Genomic DNA, 19779 nt, shown 5'->3' on the forward strand with positions numbered 1-19779 from the left:
TTAGTCATTCGACGCACGATCTACATTCCCCACCTGATCAATACTTCCTGATAATTGATGCAGTGCATTATGGATTTCGGCATGCAACAAATTTTGCACTTTTGCTGGGTCACCTTCTGCCGCGAGTAACGACGACAGGCGCGACGGAATTTGAAGCAGCGCTTCTCGCGTCGTTGAAAACGAAGATGCCAGAGCAATCTTTACCGCATCCACGCGGATCAATAACCCGCACAATTCCGCGACTTCCATTTCAGACTTGTTCGCGTCCGCCACTTCGCGCCGCGTGCGCGCTTTATCAAATGTTTCAGCGCCAGACTCCACTTCCTGTGGTTTTACGGGCGCAACAATTTCAGGCTTACGCGCCGCAATGTTTTGATTGTTTTTACGCCACGCCATTACGCTTTCAACTGAATCCATCGGACAGCCTTGCTTTTTCAGCTTAACCATCCCCGCCGACGACAACCCAATGGCGCGACCGATAGCGTTTTGAGAAATCCCTTTTTTATGAGTGCTCACAATACCTGCTTACCATTTTAAAAAACAATACACTAGCGAAGAAACGAGCCTCTGAATTACCCTCGCCTTAAGGGGCGCTGGAAGTACCTTGGCGGGGGTGGTTATCATTGAGCTGTCCGCCTTGCGATGTCCCAGCTTTCTTGCCACCGCATTGGAAATTGTGACTGTGCGATTTGTTCGGCCAGCGTGAAGAACTGCAGGCGGCGACTATAAGCTGCACGATCAACGAACAGCATCGCAGGCCGCACCGACGAACCCAGTGCAAAGCGCGTGCGCACCCATACCCCTCTGGGCAGGTGCTGTTCTTTTCTGCCACCACGCCACGCTCTACGGCCAACAGTGCGATCTCGACCACGGCTGACAAAATAAACCTCCTTGCGTCGACGGCCGTCGTTATAAGTGCCGGTGCCGTTCGTTGCTTCAAGCGCTTTAAGTATCTTTTTGATTTGTGCCCGGCTGATATTTCCATACGAGTTCAAAGCCATAGCCTCACCCGGCACAACTTTTTCGCCCGAGCGCATATAACCGAGGTGAACCATTCGTTTTTCAAAACGCTTTGTGTCGCGCTCACCGCCAATAACCTGCGCGCCCAGGAAGTTTCTACGGGTTGCGCTATCCCGCGTGCCATCACCTTTCAGAAACACCTCGGCTTCCAGTTTTGCCTTCTTGGCTGGGCGAATAGACACCGAGCGCTGGGCGAAAGGCGTGGGGCGATCAAACACGCGGACAATCGCCGCCTTCTCTGCGGCCTGTACATCCTGCGCCGTCTTGGTTAATGCCCTTGCTAAAGCAAATGGAACTTGTCTTGCATTCTCGCGCATCGCTCGTGCGATATCCGGCAGGTTGTGCCCCAGTCGAATCCTCATCCCATCATCTCCAGGTAAGCGTCGACATCTTGATCAACACACGGGCCGTAGACCACGTACATAGCCAGCATCTCTTCGTCGCTGTATATCCTGAGCTTGTCATCCTCACCCTTGACAACCCAGCTACCAATCGCCATGCCTCTGGTTTCGCCGTTGATGCTCAGCAGCAGGTGACGGCCATTGCACATTGCTTCACTGACACAGCCGTTAGATGCAAAGAATCTGTGCATCTCTTCCACGTTGTCACCCTGCCATTGCAGACGATAGCCGAGGCGCGCGATGCGTTGGCAATTCCACCCTTCGGGAGGCGGGGCAGGGCTTTGTGCCGCACGGGCGTTCAGTATCGCTTCCCAGCACAGCGCCATGCCTTTTTTAACCGCCTGATCATACTCAGCCGCTGCACCGTTTCCCAGGCAATGGCTCACCCACACATCGTGCAATACCTCCGGCAATCCTTCGCTGGTCTTGTCGCTCATCTGTACCATTTTTCTTTCCTTTCGTTCGCCTGTCTCCGCGCCTCATCGCGCTCGATTGTGTCGCTGCCTTTTAACCACTGCGCCAGACTGGTGCGGTCGCCGGTCATTTCCTGCTTGACGCCAACCGTGTGGCCGTTTTCTTCTGCCCAGAACGATCCATCCTTCAACCCTTCGCGGATCCAGCTATTAACCTCAGCTGCTCCAAAGGCATCACGACATTCGTCGATAAACGCCGTCACGCCGGGCATCTTGTCCCGCATTGACCCGTTTTCATTGGCACTCATGCCTGCCCTTTCGATAATCCGTCTAACCTGTTTTTAGAGGTTGGACGGAGGTTAGACGGAAAAAAACGCTTGTATTCAATCAACTGTCTAACCTCCTAACCTTCCTAACCTAAATATGGGTTGCACATGCGCGCGGGTGTGCGCGTATGTGCGCATATGTACGCGGGCGGGCGCGGCTAGGTTAGACGAGGTTAGGAGGTTAGACAGTAGATTGATTTTAAACGAAAATATCCGTCTAACCTTTTCCGCGCAGGTTGGACGAAACGCCACACGTTGGACGCCCTCCAAAACCTTTTGCGATCCCTGGCTAAAACGGAATATCATCATCGTCCTCAACTGTCTTGATTACCTGCGGCCTGGTGTACACATAATCACGCGCACCGCCAGTTAATCGTTTCTTACCCCACCCCAGCTTGCGCATGCAGATGCCTACACGCGTCGTCATCTGCCGGGCGCCGTCGATTTTTGACACCTCAACTTTCAAGGCATCGGTTAAAACCTGTAGTGAACTCACTTCCTTGAATGAATGGCTGTCCAGCCATAAAAAGATGCTGGTCATCCACGGGTCACCAATCTCGCGTGACTCCTGCTCGGGCGTAAACAGCTCGTCCTGCTCTTCTTTGGACGGGTACCACTTCTCCCCCGCTTTAAACATCGCCACGGCCTCAGCAAAGAGCTGTGGGCGCGCAACGATCAGTCCGGGTATATTCATAGCCTGCAGGCTCAACAAAGGCCAGTAGCGACGATTTCCCGTGCTGTCTTTGAAATATTCTGTTTGATTGGTAGTGCCGAAAAATACGCACTGGCGTGGCCAGTCTTTTGCGTTGCGATCGTATGGGGCGCGATACGAGTCGGTAGACGAGCTAATAAACACCTTGGCGCGGGTGACTTCTGCCCGATTAAACGAGTCCAGCTCGCCTATTTCGTAGAGCCATTTCCCTCGCAGCGCCATAAATGAATCTTTATCGCCCATCACAAACGGCGTGTCGGCCGACCATTCCCCGCCTAGCGCGTTTAAAATAGTGGACTTGCCCTTGCCCTGCACGCCCTCAAAAATCGGCATGTAGTCCATCTTGCAGCCGGGGCGGTATATACGCGCCACCATCCCGATCATAAAATACATCCCGACCAGCTCGGAATACCGCGAAGGCGCAACCCCGGCATAATCAGTCAGCCAATTTCTTAAGCGCGGCGTGCCGTCGTGGACCAAACTTTCCAGCCACTCCTTTACCGGGTGAAATCGATTGGCATCCGCCGCCGCTTTCACCCCGTCCGAAATCATCACATTCGCTTTGATGAACAACGATAAATTATCAGCCAGCCACAAGCCCAGCTTGAAGTCATCTTCTTCCTGCCATTCCTCACCCGCTTTTAGTCCGGTTGGCGTGTCTTTCCGGACCACGATCCGATTAGAGAAATCATCCCGCCACAAACAGCCCCGCCAGTTAGGGTGGCAGTGCAACACCTGGTATACATTTTCGCGGCATTCACGCCACGAACCATTCTTGGAATATAAATTGTCTTTCCAGTCGTCCGCGCCAGCCGGGGCAGCGGGAGGAATGCTTTTGTTCTCTGTATGCGGCGCCCGCAGGTTATCCAGCACAAACGCCTTGATCTTCTCGGCATCCCAACCCTCAAGCACCGAATCGGCAATATCCCAGCCGTCCGCCACTTCACCTGGTGCGGGAATCTTGACAATCCGCACCACACAGCCGCGCTCAACCAGAATGCTGGCGATTTTTTCCGCCGCAATCATGCCCGGCTGCTTTTTCTCGGGCAAAATCGGCTTGCTTTCGCGCTCGATACCGGCCGCTTTTTCTTCCGGAGTCAACCGCTCGCGCTGCGAATCACAATCCGGCCAGATAATAACCTTGTCGCCCTCACCAAACGCGCTCCAATCGGCCTTGCTGGCAGCCTTGCCACCCCCTGGCCACGTCACGGCATCAAAGCGATCGTGTAACTGCTCAAACGCAATATCAGCACACTTTTCGCCCTCGACTATCAGCCGGGTTTTATTTTCTGTGAATTTAAGGGCGGGAATATAAAGCGGCCGCGGATCCGGAAAAGAAACCCAGCGCCAGTCAGTCGCGCCGGTCGCTTCGTGGCGGCAAAACGTGAGCGGAATAATCTCTTTGCCGCCTTCGGAATTCGTAAAGCGGCCGACGATGCCCAGCAGCTGACCATCCGCGTTTTTATACCGCCATTTAGTATTAGGGATACCACGATAAGGATGTGCGACAGGGTGCGGGGGCGCGTCATCTGGCACGGGCAACACCGGCACCCACTTCTCGACGGGTGGCGGTGGCGGCGCTAAAACTTTTTTAACCGCTGGTGCGGCTTGCGCAGGCGCACGCTTTGATGATTTTTCAGGGACAGAAACGCCCACCAGACCAGCCACCTCAATCGCCGCGTCCATCGGGGACATTCCGTTGAGGTAACAATACAAGCTGATTAAATCACCACCTTTTGCATCATCCGCAAAATCTGCCCAGGCGCCGGTATTAACATTAATAGAAAAACTGCCAACCTTACGATCAGCGCGCACCGGATTCAGCGATTTATACTCATGCCCCTCACGCCTGCCACCCGGCAGCCACATGTTCAGCAACGAATCAGCCGCCGCCAGCGCGGCCGCTGCAATCAGCTTAAAATCCACGCGCTCAACCATGCAACACCCGCATCGTGTGATCCATCACCCACCCGGCAGCGTCAAACACCGCCCACCAGCACACCCCGCAAAAGATCAACAGCAGAAAATACAGCGCGCCATACACAAACATCTCGGCGCGGGTGCGACGGCGTTTAAACCCGCTAAAGCGTGACGATTTGTATAACATGATCAATGCACCAAACCGCGGTGCACACCATCGTTATGAATCTCGTGCATTTTTTCGCGCAACAACGCGATCGCCGTTAATGCCTCTTTAACCTCAACGTCGATCTTATTAAACTCAGCCGAGCTCACCTGCTGATCATCCGCCAGCGACTGCGCGATCACCCGCGCTATATCACCCACCTCGCTCATCATCTTGCAGATCAACAACGCCAGCTCATCGCTGGTAACCGTGCTGCTCGCATCGGGAATCTTTACCAACATAAACCCATGCCGATAAGCAAAGGCATGCGCCGGGGCGTCCCAATCCGGCACGTGCGCCTCTTTTAAGCAATCCAAGATGCCCGACACCTGCTCGGGATAGTTCAAATGATGGGTAGACACCCCCCCAGAAAGCTTATTGCGCAGCACCGCTGCACTCATCCCCAGACGTGCGGCCAACGCCTCTACCCCACCGGGATAATGGCTACACGATAATTTCAGAACATCCAGCGGGTTTAATTTATTCAGCGCACACGTCATATCTACGACCTCCCTTAGCTGTGTTTTTAAAATACAAAGCGGCCACACGCAGCGCGGCACTGGCAAAAAGAGGGTATCCGCAACCGTGATAGCATGGCGTTTCCACACAACCAACTATCACGAAAGGAATACCCATGAACAAATATTGGCGACATCCAACCGCTATAGGCGTCGCACGCATCCTGTTTCAAAATGGACAGTGGCATGCCGTTATCACAGATGAATTTCTGGGGGCGTATCCAATACCAGAGCAAGCGCTGGACGACCTCGTTGGTGGCTATACCTGGTCTCATTCTTCGGGGGTCGATACGTCAACACTCGGACTGCCGGACGACCTGTCAGAGTGGGAATTAGTGAACTCAACAAAGCGTTGACAGGTTGAGCTTAGACAATCGGCGACCATCGCCGCAGTTTCAGTCGTAATCAACAACCGAATAACCCGCCCATCCTCACAATTAAAGCCAATCCCCATCGCATCGACCAGACTAGCGGGATTAGCTGTTACCCCACGCAAAATCACAGGAATAAATGCTCGCTTCGGCCCATCATTTACATGCGGATATGCCTGCTCTTTCCCTTCATTAAATTCAGAATTCATGTTTAAAAACTCCTTTTATTTACGTTTTTCAAAAAAACGCTTTTAGTTATTCTGTACACATGGAAAAACTGACACCCCAAAAAAATGCCGCCCCTATACAAGCGGGCGGCGAATGTTCCGCACGTGGTGATGCACGGAGCAGGAGGGGTGAGCCTGCACGGTTGCGGGGGCTGGACTCGAACCAGCGACCTTCGGGTTATGAGCCCGACGAGCTGCCAACTGCTCTACCCCGCGAAAAATGTTCATATGACTGGCATATTTCGTTCGTATAAATCAGGCCGCAACTCTTCCCGTGAGACCTGCCCTTTCGTTACTTTTTCAATCTGTATCGCCCGCTCAGCGGTTATTCGCGTTTCACCACGAACCCATTGACTTACCACCGATTGGGATACATTAAGAAGACTTCCGAGCTTCGCCTGTGAAGTGGTGATTAAATATTCATTTAGCTTCATGGCATAGATAGTAGTATCACTTCTATGGATTGTCAACAGCATTACTTCTTGACCTTGCATAAAGTAAATATGAGTATCCCTTCTAATATGAAAACAAAGAAAGAACCAAGCAACGAGGATAAGGCGGCGGCTAAACGCCTTTCTGAATTATGGGCTGAATATAAGCAACTTAATAAATCAGCTACTCAGGAAAAAAGCGCTTCTGATATCGGAATGACGCAAAGCGCATTTGGACAATACCTGCGCGGCGAACTGCCTTTTGGATTAGAGGTAACATTCAAGTTTGCAAATCTATTTAAAGTTCATATTGCCGAAATAAAACGTTTTAATATTTTGGAAGAAGGCTTTAACAAAATCACACCTCCATCAAAACCACCTCCGCATAAAAACGAGATTATTCGCACCGTAGTACAACTGATGGAAAACACATCTGAAATAACTAGAATAGAAATCTGCGGTATTGTGCGGAACTACCTTCTGAATGTAGATTCAACGTCTAACACACAGAAAAAAATAGCTGGGCGGACAGATACGCGTTAACACACAATCAATCACGCCATCAATCAACATTAAAACCTGGGCATACAGCCGAAATTTATTTCATTTCGGATAGAATAATAATAGACAAACAACCTTAAAAAATCCATATGCCAACCATATTTATAACCTACCTTTCCGCAATAATCCTGCTAGCGGCTGCTTCCATCGGCTTTGCAGCTAATGACGATTTTTCGCAATGCAAGCAGATGTTCGCTAATAACGAAATCCCAGTAATTCCAGATCAAAACCTGAAACCTCGAGCATTATGTTACAGCGAATTTGCTATTTTGCATTCAGGGAAAAGTCGTACTCCAATATATGTCGCGCAACGACTCAACAAAGGGATCGTAGAAGAAAAAATACCCAGATCAAACCGATTTTTTGCAGACGCACGGCTACCACAATCAGAACGAGCCACTCTTGAAGATTATCACCAGTCCGGGATGGATCGAGGCCACATGGCACCAGCGGCCAATATGGCAACAGAAGAATCGATGGATCAAAGCTTTTCGCTGGCCAATATCGTGCCACAATACTCTGTCAATAACCGCAAATCGTGGGCAGGCATCGAAAGGGCAACACGGAAATATATTATGCGGGCCAAAGGAGATGTTTTTGTTATCTCTGGCCCAGTGTTCGGGCCAAACCCACAAACAATTGGCATGAATAAGGTGTGGATTCCAAATCATTTATTTAAACTGGTATACGACCCAATAACCAATCGATCATGGGCCCATTGGCTTGACAATACCAACCAAGCACGCGTCGGGAAGCCTATCACTTATGAGGAGCTTGTGCGCCGCACTGGAATTGAATTTATACCGGGGTTACCTATAAGTAAACACTACCTAGCTCATACCGAAGACATACAATCAATCAGCACAACACATGAAAATAATACTATCAAGCATGTTGATATTTATTATGATGCTGACCGCAACGCAGGGCCATTTGGCCTTAAGATGGGACAAAAAATTGATGAACTCAACAAATTAATGGACTTGAAGCAGAACGATACTAACAGTGGCTGGTACCACGCAACCACAGTGCCAACACCTTATCCTGATTTTGAAGAATACGTTTTAAGTATCCTACCGGAAGAAGGCTTGTGTAACGTAGCCGGCATGACTGGGCCATTGAGAACAGATGACGATAAAAATATATTCTTAACAAAATTTTCAAAATTGGAATCCATGCTAACCGCAAAATATGGGATGCCATTCATACGACTAAGCAATAAAGAAGGTGGCAATTTGGCGGAAAAAATTCATGCTGGTGACCCGCTAGTTACTTTATGGAGAGTTAAAGACAGTGAATCTTTTTCTAATATATCTACCGTCAAAATAAAAGCTGAATCAATTTCAAAAAACGAGATTGTAATTAATTTGGTATATGGGCTCGGCGACGGAATGAAATGCAAAAAATTAAACTTAGTTAGCAAATCATTACTGATCAACCTTAAAAAACCATCCCGGTCTGTAGCCGATAGATAGCCCATAAAAAGAAGCTATTTTATATAGCAACGCTTTACACATCACCAGAGCCACTCCCCCAACCCGCCTCGGCGGGTTTTTTTATTGCCAATTAATCTAGAGGAGTATGTATCAATAAACTAATAGAAGCGTTACTGTTGACAATGAATAGAAGTATCACTACTATAGCCTCACCACAACCAACCACACCAAACCAAATGAAACAAATTCTACTAATCGGCCCGCAAGGAATTGGCAAAAGCATCGCCGCGAACCGCATCGCCATTGCACTTGGCTGCACGTCTGTTGTGCATGAGTGGGATGGCGTTAAAGAATTACCCTGTAACGTTTTAGCAATCAGCAACTACGACCTTTTTATAAAAGGCCACGGGTCAAACCCAAATTTAAATATGCCAGCGCTTATGGTAGACACACCGCAAGCCCTGCAAACCCTCACCGAAGCGCTTGAACATCAAGCCACCCGCAACCAATGATTACCCACGAAGACTGCCACGACCTGTTTCAGGCCAGCCAGCAAGCATGGGACAAGCTGGTTGCGACCAAAACCACCCGCCTGTATCAGCTGGAAGTTTTGTACTCCACGCTTAAAGGCGGCGGCAACACCGAATCTGCGCTGAACGCGCTCAACGTGGTGAACGATTTAGAGGCCGAGCAAAGCAAGCAATACTCAACATTAGTGCAAACCCACGCAGACGCTGTAACGTTTTTAAACAGACACATTCAACCCGGCAGCAAACTATAAAGGAGAAAACCATGAGCAGCATTCCGAACCCACCATTAGACACCTTACGCACCGCTGCACAAAAGCACATACCGGAGGTTGACAACTTTTATCGTGAAGCGGTGGATTTTTTGAAAAACGGGGGAAACCCGTCCATATCTTCCTTGCAACGCAAGATGTTTATTGGTTACAACCGCGCAGCACGTCTATTGGAGAGCCTTGAGCTTGCAGGTGTTGTCACGCCGTTACAAAAAAATGGCACCCGTAAAGTAATTCAAGCCAGCTTTGAAACAGCAAATAAATAGGAGAAAACCATGGCCACATTTCTACCCATCAGATCAGACCGCCGCCTGTTTAACCGGCCACCCATAATTGTACGCCTGGCCAACCGCCTGCTGGCGCACGCCGCGCACAATGCAGAAAGCCTGCGGCGCGCCATCGCCAGCAACAGCACCCGAAACCACACCTGGAAAATTCGCTGGTTTATTAAATCGTGGCTAGTGCCGGCCGCTGGCAGCATCGGCTTTGTCTTTATGTTCGCCTGGGCGGCGCTTAAATGGTGGATGGAATCATGAGCACGGTCGACATCTCAACCATATTCACCATTTTGGCCGCGCTGATTGCGGCTTACCTGGTAACGACCTGCTGGATTGCTAAAAAATTTATTGAATGGCAAAAGCTGTGCAAACAATCAGTCGAGCATTCCGCCAAGGTTATCGCAACAGCCAATGCGTTGATCGAATCCTATAATACCAAATACAAGCACATGGCCGCGATCATTGCCGAGCATAACCGCATCGCCGATCCACAAAGAAAAATGCAGCACAACAGCAAACAGACACCTTGTCAGCGGAGAAAAGCATGACCGCGCTGGCGCTTTTTTCAAGCACCTTTGTGCTCGTCATGGCGCTGGGGTTGCAAAGCCTCAACGTCAACAACGGCCACCGCATCGCGGCGATTTTTACCAGTTTTTTTATCGGTAGCAGCCAGCTGGTGCTATTCAAACTCGCGCCGGACGCCAGCTTTATCGAATCGGCGGCATTTATTTTGGGCGGGCCGGTTGGTATCTATGCCGCGATGTGTGCGCATCCGTATTTGGTGGGTGTGCGTAAAAAACGAGTTCCATAATAAGCTGAGAAAAAGTTTTGCAAGATGCACACCACACAGGAGCAACACGCATGGGAACATTAGGGATTTGCATTTTAGTCGCTACAATTTTGGTGACCGAGGCATGGATTTTTCTTTCTGGATACGACTCATGGATCCATAAAGTAAAAACGGACGAAGAAAAAGCGCTGCGCGCCGCATTTATTAAAAACAAGACTTCGCAGCCTCATTGCGGAGGCGCGAAATACACGATAACACTAGAAGAACACTAAAAGCCTGACATGAAAAAACCCCGCCCCAAAAAACCCCGCAAGCACCGCCCAGCCAGCCACAACGGCGGCCTCGCCCTGCTCAATCAATGCACCATGGCCCCGCTGGACGAAACCCAGCTGCGCGACCTTGGCTTGGCTTATCTGGGTGCGCTGCGCGGCATGGCCACCGGGCACGGAACACAGCAACTGTGGGGCACGCTCGCGTGCTCGATCAACGTGGCCATGGTGCTGGCCGAAAACGGCGTGCGGCCGCAAGGGTTGGCGGTAATCCAGCAAGGGCAAGACGCCTTGCTACGCATTAAAGCGCACGCTCAGCAAAGCGGGGTATGGACGCTAGGCATTCACGCCTTCGCCCTCGACTGCGCATTTAAATTCCACAACGAACAACTGAAAGAAGCTGGCCGCGCCCAAATTATTACAGCACTGGCAGAGGTGCATCGCCGGGTTGATAACGGGCAGCATTTATAAATCAATTAAAAAGGAAAATCATGACCACCAAAACATTTGCAGATCGTATCCATAACATGAACAGGATGTATGCATTGCCATGCCATACCTTACCGACACTACCTGAAAACTCCGTAGAAAGACTATCTAAATTTAAAAAAACTTTACTAGACGAAATCCATGAAGTAAACGAGATAATAATTAACATAGAAGATGGCGTCCAAAACATTGACGCACTAACACTTATAGCGGATTGGCTTGGAGATATCACAGTATACGCTCGATCCGAAGCCATGAAATACGGGATACCACTTGAGCACGTGATCAATATCATCATGGATAGCAACGAAAGTAAGTTAGGCGAAGACGGCCGCCCAATCTATGACGAAAACGGCAAGTTCTTAAAAGGTCCAAGGTACTGGAAACCGGAAGGTAAAATTAAGCAGCTGCTGTTAGGTGATGGCGAAGACTAAACCTGGAATAGGCATGGCCAACAAAAAATACATTCTTACCCCCAGCGACGTCGCCTTTGAAGGTCAGCCGCTATTTCGCATCCAGGCGGTGATCGATTTCGGCTCCGTTAACGCCGGAGACTTCGGCGGGCTAGTGCAATCAGAATACAACCTCTCGCATACGAGCAACTGCTGGATAACTTACTACGCCAAAGCCGTGCACGGCTCAAGAGTCAGCCACAACGCATGGCTGATGGACCACGCACAACTACGCGATCAGGCCGTGCTATGCGACAACGCCGCACTTTGGCATAACGTCGTCGCCAAGGGAACCGCACAAATATGCGAAGACATGAATGTGTGTGGGTGCACCGCAATCGGCGGCAGTATTATCGTAAAAGGTGCTTGCATAATCAACTCTAACAAGGAGCTGATGGAACACATCAGGCGCTACTCATGAGAGGCGAACCCTGGACACCCAAACAACTGCGTGCGCTAAAAAAGCACTACCCGCACAAAAAAACGGCGCTGCTCGTGCCGATAATCGGCCGGACAATCGACTCAATATATTCCAAAGCATCCGAATTAAACCTGCATAAAACCGCCGAATTCTACGCTAGCGATCAATCATCACGCATCACAGGCGGCGAAGCAGGCATTAAACACCGCTTTAAAAAAGGCCACCAGACATGGAACAAGGGCAAAAAAGGCTTGAACCCGAACAACCACGAATCCCGCTTCAAGCACGGCAACCGCCCACACAACCACCATCCCGTCGGATCGACCAAGATTCGCAAAGACGGGTACCACTTTACCAAAGTGGGCGAACCAAATGAATGGCGGTTAACCCATCATATTATCTGGGAACAAGCAGGCAATCCGCCACCTGTGCATCCAGAAGTATTACGTTTTAAAGACAGGAATAAACCGGGCCCACCAACAATCGACAATCTGGAAATATCCAACAAAGCGACAATGATGGACGAGAACAGCGTTCAACGACTTCCAGAAGAACTCAAAAAAACCATTCAACTTTTAGGTGTACTCAGGAGAAAAACAAATGGCAAATAACGCAGACGCACTTTACAGCGCGATTTTCGACACGCTTGCGCAACTTAAAAACAAAGAAGCACCAATGGATATCGACCGCGCCAAAGCCGTCGCTGGCGTCGTGCAAACCGCCATTAACCTGGCCAAGGTCGAAGTTGAATATCTGAAAGTACAGGGCGGCAGCGAAGTCAGATTTCTTGATGAAAAAGCGCGCCGCGACGCGACGGCACAGCTACCAACCGCCAATACCATCACCCACCGACTAAAATAAATCAGGCGTTACAAAATGACCTCATTATCAACAGACAAAATAAAATCCGCCCTGGCCAAATCCAGCAGCCATGACCCCGTATTGGACACGACGCTTTTTTCCCTTGGCAAAAAAACCGATGTGATTGCCGCGATTAAAGCCTTACTCGATAGCGGCATTATATTCAGCTGCCGACTCACCAAAGCAGGCCACACATACGATGTCTACTGGCTGGGAGGCCACTTGACCAACAGCAAACACCATTTTGACACGCTCAACCCGGCGCAAAAGATACTCGCCAGCGAAAACAAATTTAATCCATCCATCAAAAAAGTCGAGGAAGCCCGCGAATGCAAAATATGCCTGGTACCAAAACCCCTCAGCGCCTTCATTAACGGCAGCCGCCGCTGCAATCAATGCATCCGAGCGCTGCGCCTGGAAAAATACAGACTATCCGTGCTGGCCAAAGAAGCCGTTAAAAAACGCTGGTGCATGAGCTGCAAAAAAAAGCATCCCGTCAGCGAATTCAAAAGCGCCCAATCACGCCGCTGCATCGCGGCACTATTGGCTCACGAAAAAAACAAAACTGCTTACAACACCCAGAAAAACAGGGAATGGCGCGAGAAGGCCAAGGCAGCGAAAGCACTATTAACGAGGACTTAAAATGGAACTTAAATATATAAGACACAGCGCAATCGGTTTCGTCCTATGGGCTAAGACAGATGCTTTATGGCATAGAAACATGGGGGAGCTAATACTTGAAAAATGCGGTGGCGAAATAATATCGGCGGGGTTTGCGCGGCTAGCGAATGGCAGAGCGCGCTGCTGGGGAAAATCTGAAAGCCTCGGGATAGAAAGCGCGCCGGGCGACTCCGAGGCGTTAGCGCTTCAGCTGAAATTAACATGGATCTAAAAAAGCTGAAAGCCCTTTGCGATTTATGGGAGCAACGCTCCCGAAATTATTATATCGCCGCCAAACATGAAAACCTCCAAATCGAAGCGAGGCGAATTGAAAGCATCGCAGCGGAATGTTACGAGTGCGCACAAGAGTTACGGCGCGCCCTAAAAAGCCTCAAATGATCAAATACAAAACAATCGAGCAATTTGCCAAAGAGAGCGGCTATACTGCAGCCGCAATCCGATGCAAAATAAAAGAAAGCAAATGGCCAGAGGGTGGCGTATGGAAGCGCGCCCCGGATGGCCGCGTATTAATTGACGTGGAAGGCTATAACCAATGGGTCGAAAACTCACTGGTGTCAGAGTGGCATCAAAAACCAGCATTGAGATCAACTTCCGCTACCGCGGCACGCTCTGTCGCGAAAGGCTCAAGCTTAAGCCCTCGCCCACCAACCTGACCCGCGCCGACCGCTTTCGCAGCTCGGTAGTGCTGGCCATTGAAAATGGCACATTCGACTATGAAGTATCGTTTCCGGACTCAACCAGGGCAAAACTATTCAACCCAGCCGCCACACCCAAAACAAGCACAGAATCCCACCTCGACACCTGGCTAGACTGGCAAAAAAGCCACCTCAAAGCCTCCACCTGGAAAGACTATCAAAAAATCATACGCGGCCACATCCTGCCCAGCTTCAGCAACACCGAACTGGCCGACATTAATAAAATAGAAATCCGCCAATGGTGCAGCACCCTCACCGCTGGCAACAAACGGATCGCGAACATCCTCTCAGTATTCAGATCCGCACTCCAATCCGCCCTGGACAACGGCTTGATAACTGCCAACCCGCTCGACGGATTCTCGTACAAACGAAAAGAATCCATCAAAAAAGCCAGCGACGTTGACCCGTTTACAATCGAAGAACAAACCCGCATCCTCGCCGCCCTAATCAGCGCGCAAGCAAAAAACCTGATTCAATTTGCCCTATGGACCGGCCTGCGAACCTCCGAACTCGTCGCCCTGGACTGGGCCGACATCGATGTCGCCGTGGGCGAATGCCGGGTAAACAAGGCCTGGACACAAGATTCAGCCGAACCAGAAGTCCCGAAAACAAAATCAGGGATCCGCACCATCAAACTACTACCCCCAGCAATCGACGCACTACGCGCCCAGAAAGAATTCACCTACCTGAAAGGGCTGGAAGTATTCCAAAACCCGCTCAACCTGCGCCGCTGGACAGGCGACCAGCAGATCAGACAAATGTGGGTGACCATCATGAAGAAAAGCGGCGTCCGCTACCGCCGCCCCTACCAAACCCGCCACACCTACGCATCCATGATGCTCTCAGCAGGCGAAAACCCCATGTGGGTCGCGAAACAAATGGGGCACACAGACTGGACAATGATTGCAAAAGTTTACGGCAAATGGATGCCAGACGCCCAGCCGGAAGCGGGGAATAAAGCGGTGGCGATCTTTGGGAAAATAGCAAATAACTAAGGATAAGAAATTATGCTCAACAACCAAGAACTAAATAATCTAATCAATAATGCGAAGCGGGAAATCAAGAGTATTTTAAAAAAACTAGAGGACGATGCCAATATTACCGTCACCGATATACGCATCAGTGAATTGGACATAACTACAATTAGTGACACAGCAAGCAAAACCATCCGGAGCATTGAAATAACAATCCACGACCCAGGCAGAAAAGGATGGAACTGATCTCAATCTAAGATTCAAATATTCAGCATTTGTTCAGCATTTGTTCAGCATTTGCAAAACAGGCCAATGATACTGGCGGAGAGGGCGGGATTCGAACCCGCGTTAGGATATTACCCTAAACACGCTTTCCAGGCGTGCGACTTAAACCGCTCATCCACCTCTCCGAAGGCCGCGCAGGATAAACCAGAAAGGTCTTTGTCGCAATCTAAAATAATCTCAGAAACTATTTTTTAGCGTACGAAGTGCCGTAAAAATACTGATTTCGCTGCTATCTTTTACCTGTGTCATTTGCATTGTAGTCGCGATGACGCTTGGTTCAGCACAGCGTAGAAAAGGGTTGGTGGCTTTTTCCAGGACAATCGTCGATGGTAAAGTTGGGTAACCGGCAGCGCGTAATATCTTTACATCTGCTTGACGTTGCTTGAGTCGAGCATTGTCGGGTTCGCAGACTAGCGCAAAGATAATGTTGGCCTCGGTATATTCATGTCCACAATATACTTTTGTTTCATCGGGCAAATTTGCCAACCGTTGCAGGGAATCGAGCAATTGTGCAGCCGTTCCTTCAAATAACCTGCCACAGCCACAAGCAAACAGAGTGTCACCGCAAAATACGCTGCCGACGCCCAGATAAGCGATGTGTCCGAGGGTATGACCGGGGATATCAAGAACACTCAGCTTGATATTGAATTCCGGAATTTCAATTACATCACCATCGCCAAGCTTATGAGTGACACTAGGAATATTTTCTAACCGTGGCCCATACACAGGCACGTTGTATAATTCAATAAGTTTACTAACGCCACCAACGTGATCGTAGTGATGATGAGTACACAAAATGGCGGCGAGTTGGAGTTTATGCAGGTTGAGATAAGCCAGCACCGGCGCAGCATCACCTGGATCGACCACCACCGCGTATTGGTTGTCATGCAGCATCCAAATATAATTGTCATTGAATGCAGGGATGGGAATAATATTTAACATGGAAATGTCCGTTTTTTATTTAGCTATACTCAAGTAAAAGAGTATTGCATGTCAACCACAAATACGCTGAATGAATGGTTCGCCACACCTCCTGGGAAATACTTGCTGGGGTGCGAGCAGACATTGTTTGATCATAGTGTAGCTGGTATTTTTGGCTTCAACGCGCTGCAGCTCGGGCTGGCCGAACATGATTTTCTGCGTGCCAGTCGTATGCCACTGCGCGCAGTGGTTGGGAACGAGGCCAAGGTGAAAGTGCGGCTGGATGCAGATGAATTGCCATTCGAATGCAGCAGCTTGGACTTGGTACTGCTGCCGCACGTGCTGGAATTCAATGCCCATCCTCATCAAATTCTACGTGAAGTTGCGCGTGCGCTAAGGCCGGAGGGAAATGTCATCATCAGCGGCTTCAATCCGCATAGCCTGTGGGGGACACGGCGTGTATTGGGTTCACAGACAAATTTCCCCTGGTGCGGAGATTTTATAGCTTTGTCGCGATTGAAGGATTGGCTGGCACTGTTGGGATTTGAAGTGGTAACGGGACGCTTTGCTTGTTACGCCCCCCCGCTCAAGAATCCAAATTGGCTTAACCGTTTTGATTTTATGGAGCCAGCAGGCGACCGCTGGTGGGCAATGTGGGGCGGGATATATTTTTTGCAAGCGATTAAGCATGTGCCGGGAATGAACCTGGTCAAGCCAAGATGGAACCGAGGATTAGTTGGCATTTTACCTGCAGCGCCTAAGCTGAATAGAGGCGTATCGCAGCGTACAGAAACGGAACCTGAATGAGTAAACTTTTGGCAGCAAGTGAAGATATAGTAAAAATTTATACTGATGGGGCTTGCAAAGGAAATCCTGGCGTGGGCGGCTGGGGCGCTTTATTGCAGATCGATGGCAAGGAGCGCGAGTTATGTGGTGGCGAAGCGCATACAACCAATAATCGCATGGAGTTGCTAGCCGCAATCCGCGCGCTGGAAGCATTAAAGCGACCGTGCCGGATAATCCTGCATACCGACTCAAAGTATGTGCAACAGGGCATTAGCGTCTGGGTACATAACTGGAAGCAACGTGGCTGGAAGACTGCCGATAAAAAGCCGGTCAAAAATGAAGACTTGTGGCGCACTCTGGATGAGCTGGCGGGCAAGCACCATGTGCAATGGGAGTGGATTAAAGGACATGCCGGGCATGATGGAAACGAGCGTGCGGATGAACTGGCCAATCGCGGTATTGAGCAACTGTTAAACGAAAGCATGAGATGAGACAAATCGTGTTGGATACTGAAACCACCGGTCTGGATCCAAAGAAAGGGCACCGCATTATCGAGCTGGCGGCTATCGAATTATGCGACCGCAAAGTTTCTGACCGACGTTTTCACCGCTATCTCAACCCAGAACGCGAGATTGATGCGGGCGCGGCCGAAGTGCATGGCTTGACGCTAGAACGCCTTCAGGACGAACCGAAATTTGCTGAGATTGCACCGGCGCTGCTTGAGTTTATCAGTGGTGCAGAACTCATCATTCACAATGCGCCGTTTGATGTCGGGTTCCTTAATATGGAATTGGAACTATCCAATTTACCTGTGTTGAATACCTATTGTGCATCTGTCATTGACACACTCAAGATGGCCAAAGATTTACATCCTGGCAAGAAAAATAATCTGAACGCATTGTGTGACCGTTACCAGATAGACAACTCTCACCGCACCTTACATGGCGCGTTATTGGATACCGAGCTGTTGGCAGAGGTTTATCTGTCCATGACGCGCGGACAGAAAAGTTTATTGGATGATGGAAACAATGAACAGGAAGAAGTGCCGATCATAGTTTCCACAGATTTATCACGTTTAAAGCTACATGTGCTGCCTGCTAGCGTTGATGAGTTAGCACAACACGCACAGCAATTAGACGACATCGATAAAGCCAGCAAGGGCGCATGTTTGTGGAAACAGTTGGACCTTTTGGAGGAGCAGCCGTGATATCTCATATTAGAAGCACGGCCAAGTTGACAGGCTGTTGAAATCGTCTAATTGCCCGTTGTAATGAGTGTCGATGTGGATGTATTGATAATTGGTGCCGGCGCGGCCGGCATGATGTGCGCCATCGAGGCTGCTCGCAGAGGGCGCTCTGTGCAGATACTTGATCATTCAAAAAAATTGGCGGAAAAAATCCGCATCTCCGGTGGTGGCCGCTGTAACTTCACCAACTTGTACGCCAAGCCAGAAAATTACATATCTGGCAATCCGCATTTCTGTCGCTCTGCGTTGGCGCGCTACACCCCCCAGCATTTCATCACATGGCTTATCCAGCAAGGCATCGGTTATAACGAAAAGAAACTCGGGCAACTGTTTTGTAATGAAGGATCGACTGCCATCATTGCGATGCTAATAAACGAATGCGATGCAGCGGGAGTACGTTGGCTTATGGCTTGCGTAGTGCATAAGATTGAGCGCCTCAACTCCCCTTTTCCTCAAGCAGAAGAAGAGCCAGAAGCAAGAGGCAATACGCATCCACCAACCGAACGATTTAGTTGCAATACCAATCATGGCACATTCCGCGCGCAGTCATTGGTGATTGCCAGCGGTGGCCTGTCTATTCCCAAGATTGGCGCAACACCATTCGGTTACCAGCTCGCGCAGCAATTCGACGTTCCCGTGACTAAGCTCAAGCCAGGGTTGGTACCTCTGAGTTTTCATCCAGATGTTTGGGCGCCTTATGTTGATCTCGCCGGAATTTCCGTTGATGCGGTGGTAAGTTACGGTGAACACGTTTTTCGCGAAAATCTACTTTTTACCCATCGCGGCCTCAGTGGCCCCGCCATCTTGCAAATTTCCTCTTATTGGGAACCAGGCCAGCCGCTGCACGTTAATTTGCTGCCGGATCATGACACACTGCAATTATTCGAACAGCAACGAGACAGTCGCATGCTGTTAAGCAACTTTTTTGCGCAACATTTACCCAAGCGGTTTATTGAAATATGGTGCGCCCAGCTGGCTGGCACTAATCTTTCTGGTAATAAACCCATTAACCAGTATTCGAATAAAGAGATCACTGCACTTGCCGCCAAACTGCATAATTGGCAAATTACGCCTAGCGGCACATTGGGCTACAGCAAGGCAGAAGTGACCTGCGGTGGAATTGACACCCGTGCCTTATCGTCTAAAACCATGGAAGCCAAGGACGTGAACGGCCTATATTTTATCGGTGAAGTAGTTGATGTAACAGGTCAGTTGGGTGGCTACAATTTTCAGTGGGCATGGTCATCTGGTTATGCTGCTGGGCAATATTGTTGAACTTTTGTGGATTTCG

At 49.7% G+C, this 19779-nt stretch carries 31 protein-coding genes and 2 tRNA genes; 22 read left to right on the top strand and 11 right to left on the bottom strand.

Annotation, left to right across the window (positions count from 1 at the left end; genetic code table 11):
* The 7 genes from MJ770_RS09120 to MJ770_RS09150 form a co-directional block, all read right to left on the bottom strand.
* Window positions 1–516, bottom strand: coding sequence for a hypothetical protein (locus tag MJ770_RS09120; protein ID WP_239253260.1), 516 nt, complete (start codon window positions 514–516; stop codon window positions 1–3).
* Between the two features lie 104 nt (window positions 517–620).
* Window positions 621–1382 carry a hypothetical protein gene (locus tag MJ770_RS09125; RefSeq protein ID WP_239253261.1) on the bottom strand — a complete coding sequence of 254 codons (762 nt, stop codon included), beginning with the start codon at window positions 1380–1382 and terminating at the stop codon, window positions 621–623.
* Window positions 1379–1867 carry a hypothetical protein gene (locus tag MJ770_RS09130; RefSeq protein WP_239253262.1) on the bottom strand — a complete coding sequence of 163 codons (489 nt, stop codon included), beginning with the start codon at window positions 1865–1867 and terminating at the stop codon, window positions 1379–1381. The genes MJ770_RS09125 and MJ770_RS09130 overlap by 4 nt, the downstream gene beginning before the upstream one ends.
* Window positions 1855–2142 carry a hypothetical protein gene (locus MJ770_RS09135; RefSeq protein ID WP_239253263.1) on the bottom strand — a complete coding sequence of 96 codons (288 nt, stop codon included), beginning with the start codon at window positions 2140–2142 and terminating at the stop codon, window positions 1855–1857. Before MJ770_RS09135 ends, MJ770_RS09130 begins: the two co-directional genes overlap by 13 nt.
* Before the next feature lie 307 nt (window positions 2143–2449).
* Window positions 2450–4741 carry a VapE domain-containing protein gene (locus MJ770_RS09140; protein WP_239253341.1) on the bottom strand — a complete coding sequence of 764 codons (2292 nt, stop codon included), beginning with the start codon at window positions 4739–4741 and terminating at the stop codon, window positions 2450–2452.
* 61 nt (window positions 4742–4802) lie between these two features.
* Window positions 4803–4979: a hypothetical protein gene (locus MJ770_RS09145; RefSeq protein ID WP_239253264.1), complete on the bottom strand. Its 177-nt coding sequence runs from the start codon at window positions 4977–4979 to the stop codon at window positions 4803–4805.
* 2 nt (window positions 4980–4981) lie between these two features.
* Window positions 4982–5497 (bottom strand): phage regulatory CII family protein, encoded by a 516-nt coding sequence (locus tag MJ770_RS09150; RefSeq protein ID WP_239253265.1) that lies wholly within the window; start codon window positions 5495–5497, stop codon window positions 4982–4984.
* A 134-nt stretch (window positions 5498–5631) separates the two neighbouring features.
* Between MJ770_RS09150 and MJ770_RS09155 the strand changes: the two genes are divergently transcribed.
* Entirely contained in the window at window positions 5632–5871 is a 240-nt protein-coding gene (locus tag MJ770_RS09155) for a hypothetical protein (protein WP_239253266.1), read from the top strand.
* A 385-nt stretch (window positions 5872–6256) separates the two neighbouring features.
* Here the strand turns inward: MJ770_RS09155 and MJ770_RS09160 are convergent.
* Together MJ770_RS09160 and MJ770_RS15685 are read right to left on the bottom strand one after the other, a co-directional pair.
* Window positions 6257–6329: transfer RNA gene (locus MJ770_RS09160), tRNA-Met, on the bottom strand.
* Between the two features lie 8 nt (window positions 6330–6337).
* Window positions 6338–6607: a transcriptional regulator gene (locus MJ770_RS15685; protein WP_445083145.1), complete on the bottom strand. Its 270-nt coding sequence runs from the start codon at window positions 6605–6607 to the stop codon at window positions 6338–6340.
* Between the two features lie 27 nt (window positions 6608–6634).
* Between MJ770_RS15685 and MJ770_RS09165 the strand changes: the two genes are divergently transcribed.
* The 17 genes from MJ770_RS09165 (at window position 6635) to MJ770_RS09245 (ending at window position 15496) form a co-directional block, all read left to right on the top strand.
* Window positions 6635–7087, top strand: a complete 453-nt coding sequence (locus tag MJ770_RS09165; protein WP_239253267.1) for a helix-turn-helix domain-containing protein — start codon at window positions 6635–6637, stop codon at window positions 7085–7087.
* Between the two features lie 206 nt (window positions 7088–7293).
* Window positions 7294–8580, top strand: a complete 1287-nt coding sequence (locus MJ770_RS09170) for a DNA/RNA non-specific endonuclease (RefSeq protein WP_239253268.1) — start codon at window positions 7294–7296, stop codon at window positions 8578–8580.
* 197 nt (window positions 8581–8777) lie between these two features.
* The gene (locus tag MJ770_RS09175; protein WP_239253269.1) at window positions 8778–9053 is read left to right on the top strand and encodes an RNA helicase domain-containing protein; all 276 of its coding nucleotides are present in this window, start codon (window positions 8778–8780) and stop codon (window positions 9051–9053) included.
* Entirely contained in the window at window positions 9050–9322 is a 273-nt protein-coding gene (locus tag MJ770_RS09180; RefSeq protein ID WP_239253270.1) for a hypothetical protein, read from the top strand. Before MJ770_RS09175 ends, MJ770_RS09180 begins: the two co-directional genes overlap by 4 nt.
* 11 nt (window positions 9323–9333) lie before the next feature.
* Entirely contained in the window at window positions 9334–9606 is a 273-nt protein-coding gene (locus MJ770_RS15420; protein WP_256448815.1) for a DNA translocase FtsK, read from the top strand.
* A 9-nt stretch (window positions 9607–9615) separates the two neighbouring features.
* Window positions 9616–9876, top strand: a complete 261-nt coding sequence (locus MJ770_RS09190) for a hypothetical protein (protein ID WP_239253271.1) — start codon at window positions 9616–9618, stop codon at window positions 9874–9876.
* Window positions 9873–10166 carry a hypothetical protein gene (locus tag MJ770_RS09195; protein ID WP_239253272.1) on the top strand — a complete coding sequence of 98 codons (294 nt, stop codon included), beginning with the start codon at window positions 9873–9875 and terminating at the stop codon, window positions 10164–10166. The genes MJ770_RS09190 and MJ770_RS09195 overlap by 4 nt, the downstream gene beginning before the upstream one ends.
* On the top strand, window positions 10163–10429 hold the full coding sequence (locus MJ770_RS09200; protein WP_239253273.1) for a hypothetical protein: 267 nt from the start codon (window positions 10163–10165) through the stop codon (window positions 10427–10429). The genes MJ770_RS09195 and MJ770_RS09200 overlap by 4 nt, the downstream gene beginning before the upstream one ends.
* A 50-nt stretch (window positions 10430–10479) precedes the next feature.
* Window positions 10480–10680 carry a hypothetical protein gene (locus MJ770_RS09205; RefSeq protein ID WP_239253274.1) on the top strand — a complete coding sequence of 67 codons (201 nt, stop codon included), beginning with the start codon at window positions 10480–10482 and terminating at the stop codon, window positions 10678–10680.
* Between the two features lie 9 nt (window positions 10681–10689).
* Complete coding sequence (locus tag MJ770_RS09210) at window positions 10690–11148, top strand: hypothetical protein (protein WP_239253275.1); 459 nt, start codon at window positions 10690–10692, stop codon at window positions 11146–11148.
* A gap of 20 nt (window positions 11149–11168) precedes the next feature.
* Complete coding sequence (locus MJ770_RS09215; protein WP_239253276.1) at window positions 11169–11600, top strand: hypothetical protein; 432 nt, start codon at window positions 11169–11171, stop codon at window positions 11598–11600.
* Complete coding sequence (locus MJ770_RS09220; protein ID WP_239253277.1) at window positions 11587–12039, top strand: hypothetical protein; 453 nt, start codon at window positions 11587–11589, stop codon at window positions 12037–12039. The genes MJ770_RS09215 and MJ770_RS09220 overlap by 14 nt, the downstream gene beginning before the upstream one ends.
* On the top strand, window positions 12036–12650 hold the full coding sequence (locus MJ770_RS09225) for a hypothetical protein (RefSeq protein ID WP_239253278.1): 615 nt from the start codon (window positions 12036–12038) through the stop codon (window positions 12648–12650). Before MJ770_RS09220 ends, MJ770_RS09225 begins: the two co-directional genes overlap by 4 nt.
* Entirely contained in the window at window positions 12640–12900 is a 261-nt protein-coding gene (locus MJ770_RS09230; RefSeq protein WP_239253279.1) for a hypothetical protein, read from the top strand. The genes MJ770_RS09225 and MJ770_RS09230 overlap by 11 nt, the downstream gene beginning before the upstream one ends.
* A 222-nt stretch (window positions 12901–13122) precedes the next feature.
* Window positions 13123–13542, top strand: coding sequence for a hypothetical protein (locus tag MJ770_RS09235; protein WP_239253280.1), 420 nt, complete (start codon window positions 13123–13125; stop codon window positions 13540–13542).
* A 571-nt stretch (window positions 13543–14113) separates the two neighbouring features.
* Entirely contained in the window at window positions 14114–15271 is a 1158-nt protein-coding gene (locus MJ770_RS09240; protein ID WP_239253281.1) for a site-specific integrase, read from the top strand.
* 12 nt (window positions 15272–15283) lie between these two features.
* On the top strand, window positions 15284–15496 hold the full coding sequence (locus tag MJ770_RS09245) for a hypothetical protein (protein ID WP_239253282.1): 213 nt from the start codon (window positions 15284–15286) through the stop codon (window positions 15494–15496).
* Between the two features lie 73 nt (window positions 15497–15569).
* On the opposite strand, the gene MJ770_RS09250 is transcribed toward MJ770_RS09245, so the two are convergent.
* Together MJ770_RS09250 and gloB are read right to left on the bottom strand one after the other, a co-directional pair.
* A tRNA-Ser gene (locus tag MJ770_RS09250) sits at window positions 15570–15660 on the bottom strand.
* A 52-nt stretch (window positions 15661–15712) separates the two neighbouring features.
* A complete protein-coding gene (gene gloB / locus MJ770_RS09255; RefSeq protein ID WP_239253283.1) occupies window positions 15713–16477 on the bottom strand; it encodes a hydroxyacylglutathione hydrolase in 765 nt (254 codons plus the stop codon).
* 48 nt (window positions 16478–16525) lie between these two features.
* Here gloB and MJ770_RS09260 point away from each other — a divergent pair, with 48 nt between their 5' ends.
* The 4 genes from MJ770_RS09260 to MJ770_RS09275 all read left to right on the top strand — a co-directional run bounded on the left by MJ770_RS09260 (window position 16526) and on the right by MJ770_RS09275 (window position 19763).
* Window positions 16526–17263, top strand: coding sequence for a class I SAM-dependent methyltransferase (locus MJ770_RS09260; protein WP_239253284.1), 738 nt, complete (start codon window positions 16526–16528; stop codon window positions 17261–17263).
* A complete protein-coding gene (rnhA, locus tag MJ770_RS09265; RefSeq protein WP_239253285.1) occupies window positions 17260–17733 on the top strand; it encodes a ribonuclease HI in 474 nt (157 codons plus the stop codon). Before MJ770_RS09260 ends, rnhA begins: the two co-directional genes overlap by 4 nt.
* The gene (dnaQ, locus tag MJ770_RS09270; RefSeq protein ID WP_239253286.1) at window positions 17730–18449 is read left to right on the top strand and encodes a DNA polymerase III subunit epsilon; all 720 of its coding nucleotides are present in this window, start codon (window positions 17730–17732) and stop codon (window positions 18447–18449) included. The genes rnhA and dnaQ overlap by 4 nt, the downstream gene beginning before the upstream one ends.
* 63 nt (window positions 18450–18512) lie before the next feature.
* Entirely contained in the window at window positions 18513–19763 is a 1251-nt protein-coding gene (locus MJ770_RS09275; protein WP_239253287.1) for an NAD(P)/FAD-dependent oxidoreductase, read from the top strand.
* Window positions 19764–19779 lie beyond the last annotated feature (16 nt).

It is taken from the genome of Candidatus Nitrotoga sp. M5, from assembly GCF_927904885.1.
GTDB lineage: Bacteria > Pseudomonadota > Gammaproteobacteria > Burkholderiales > Gallionellaceae > Nitrotoga.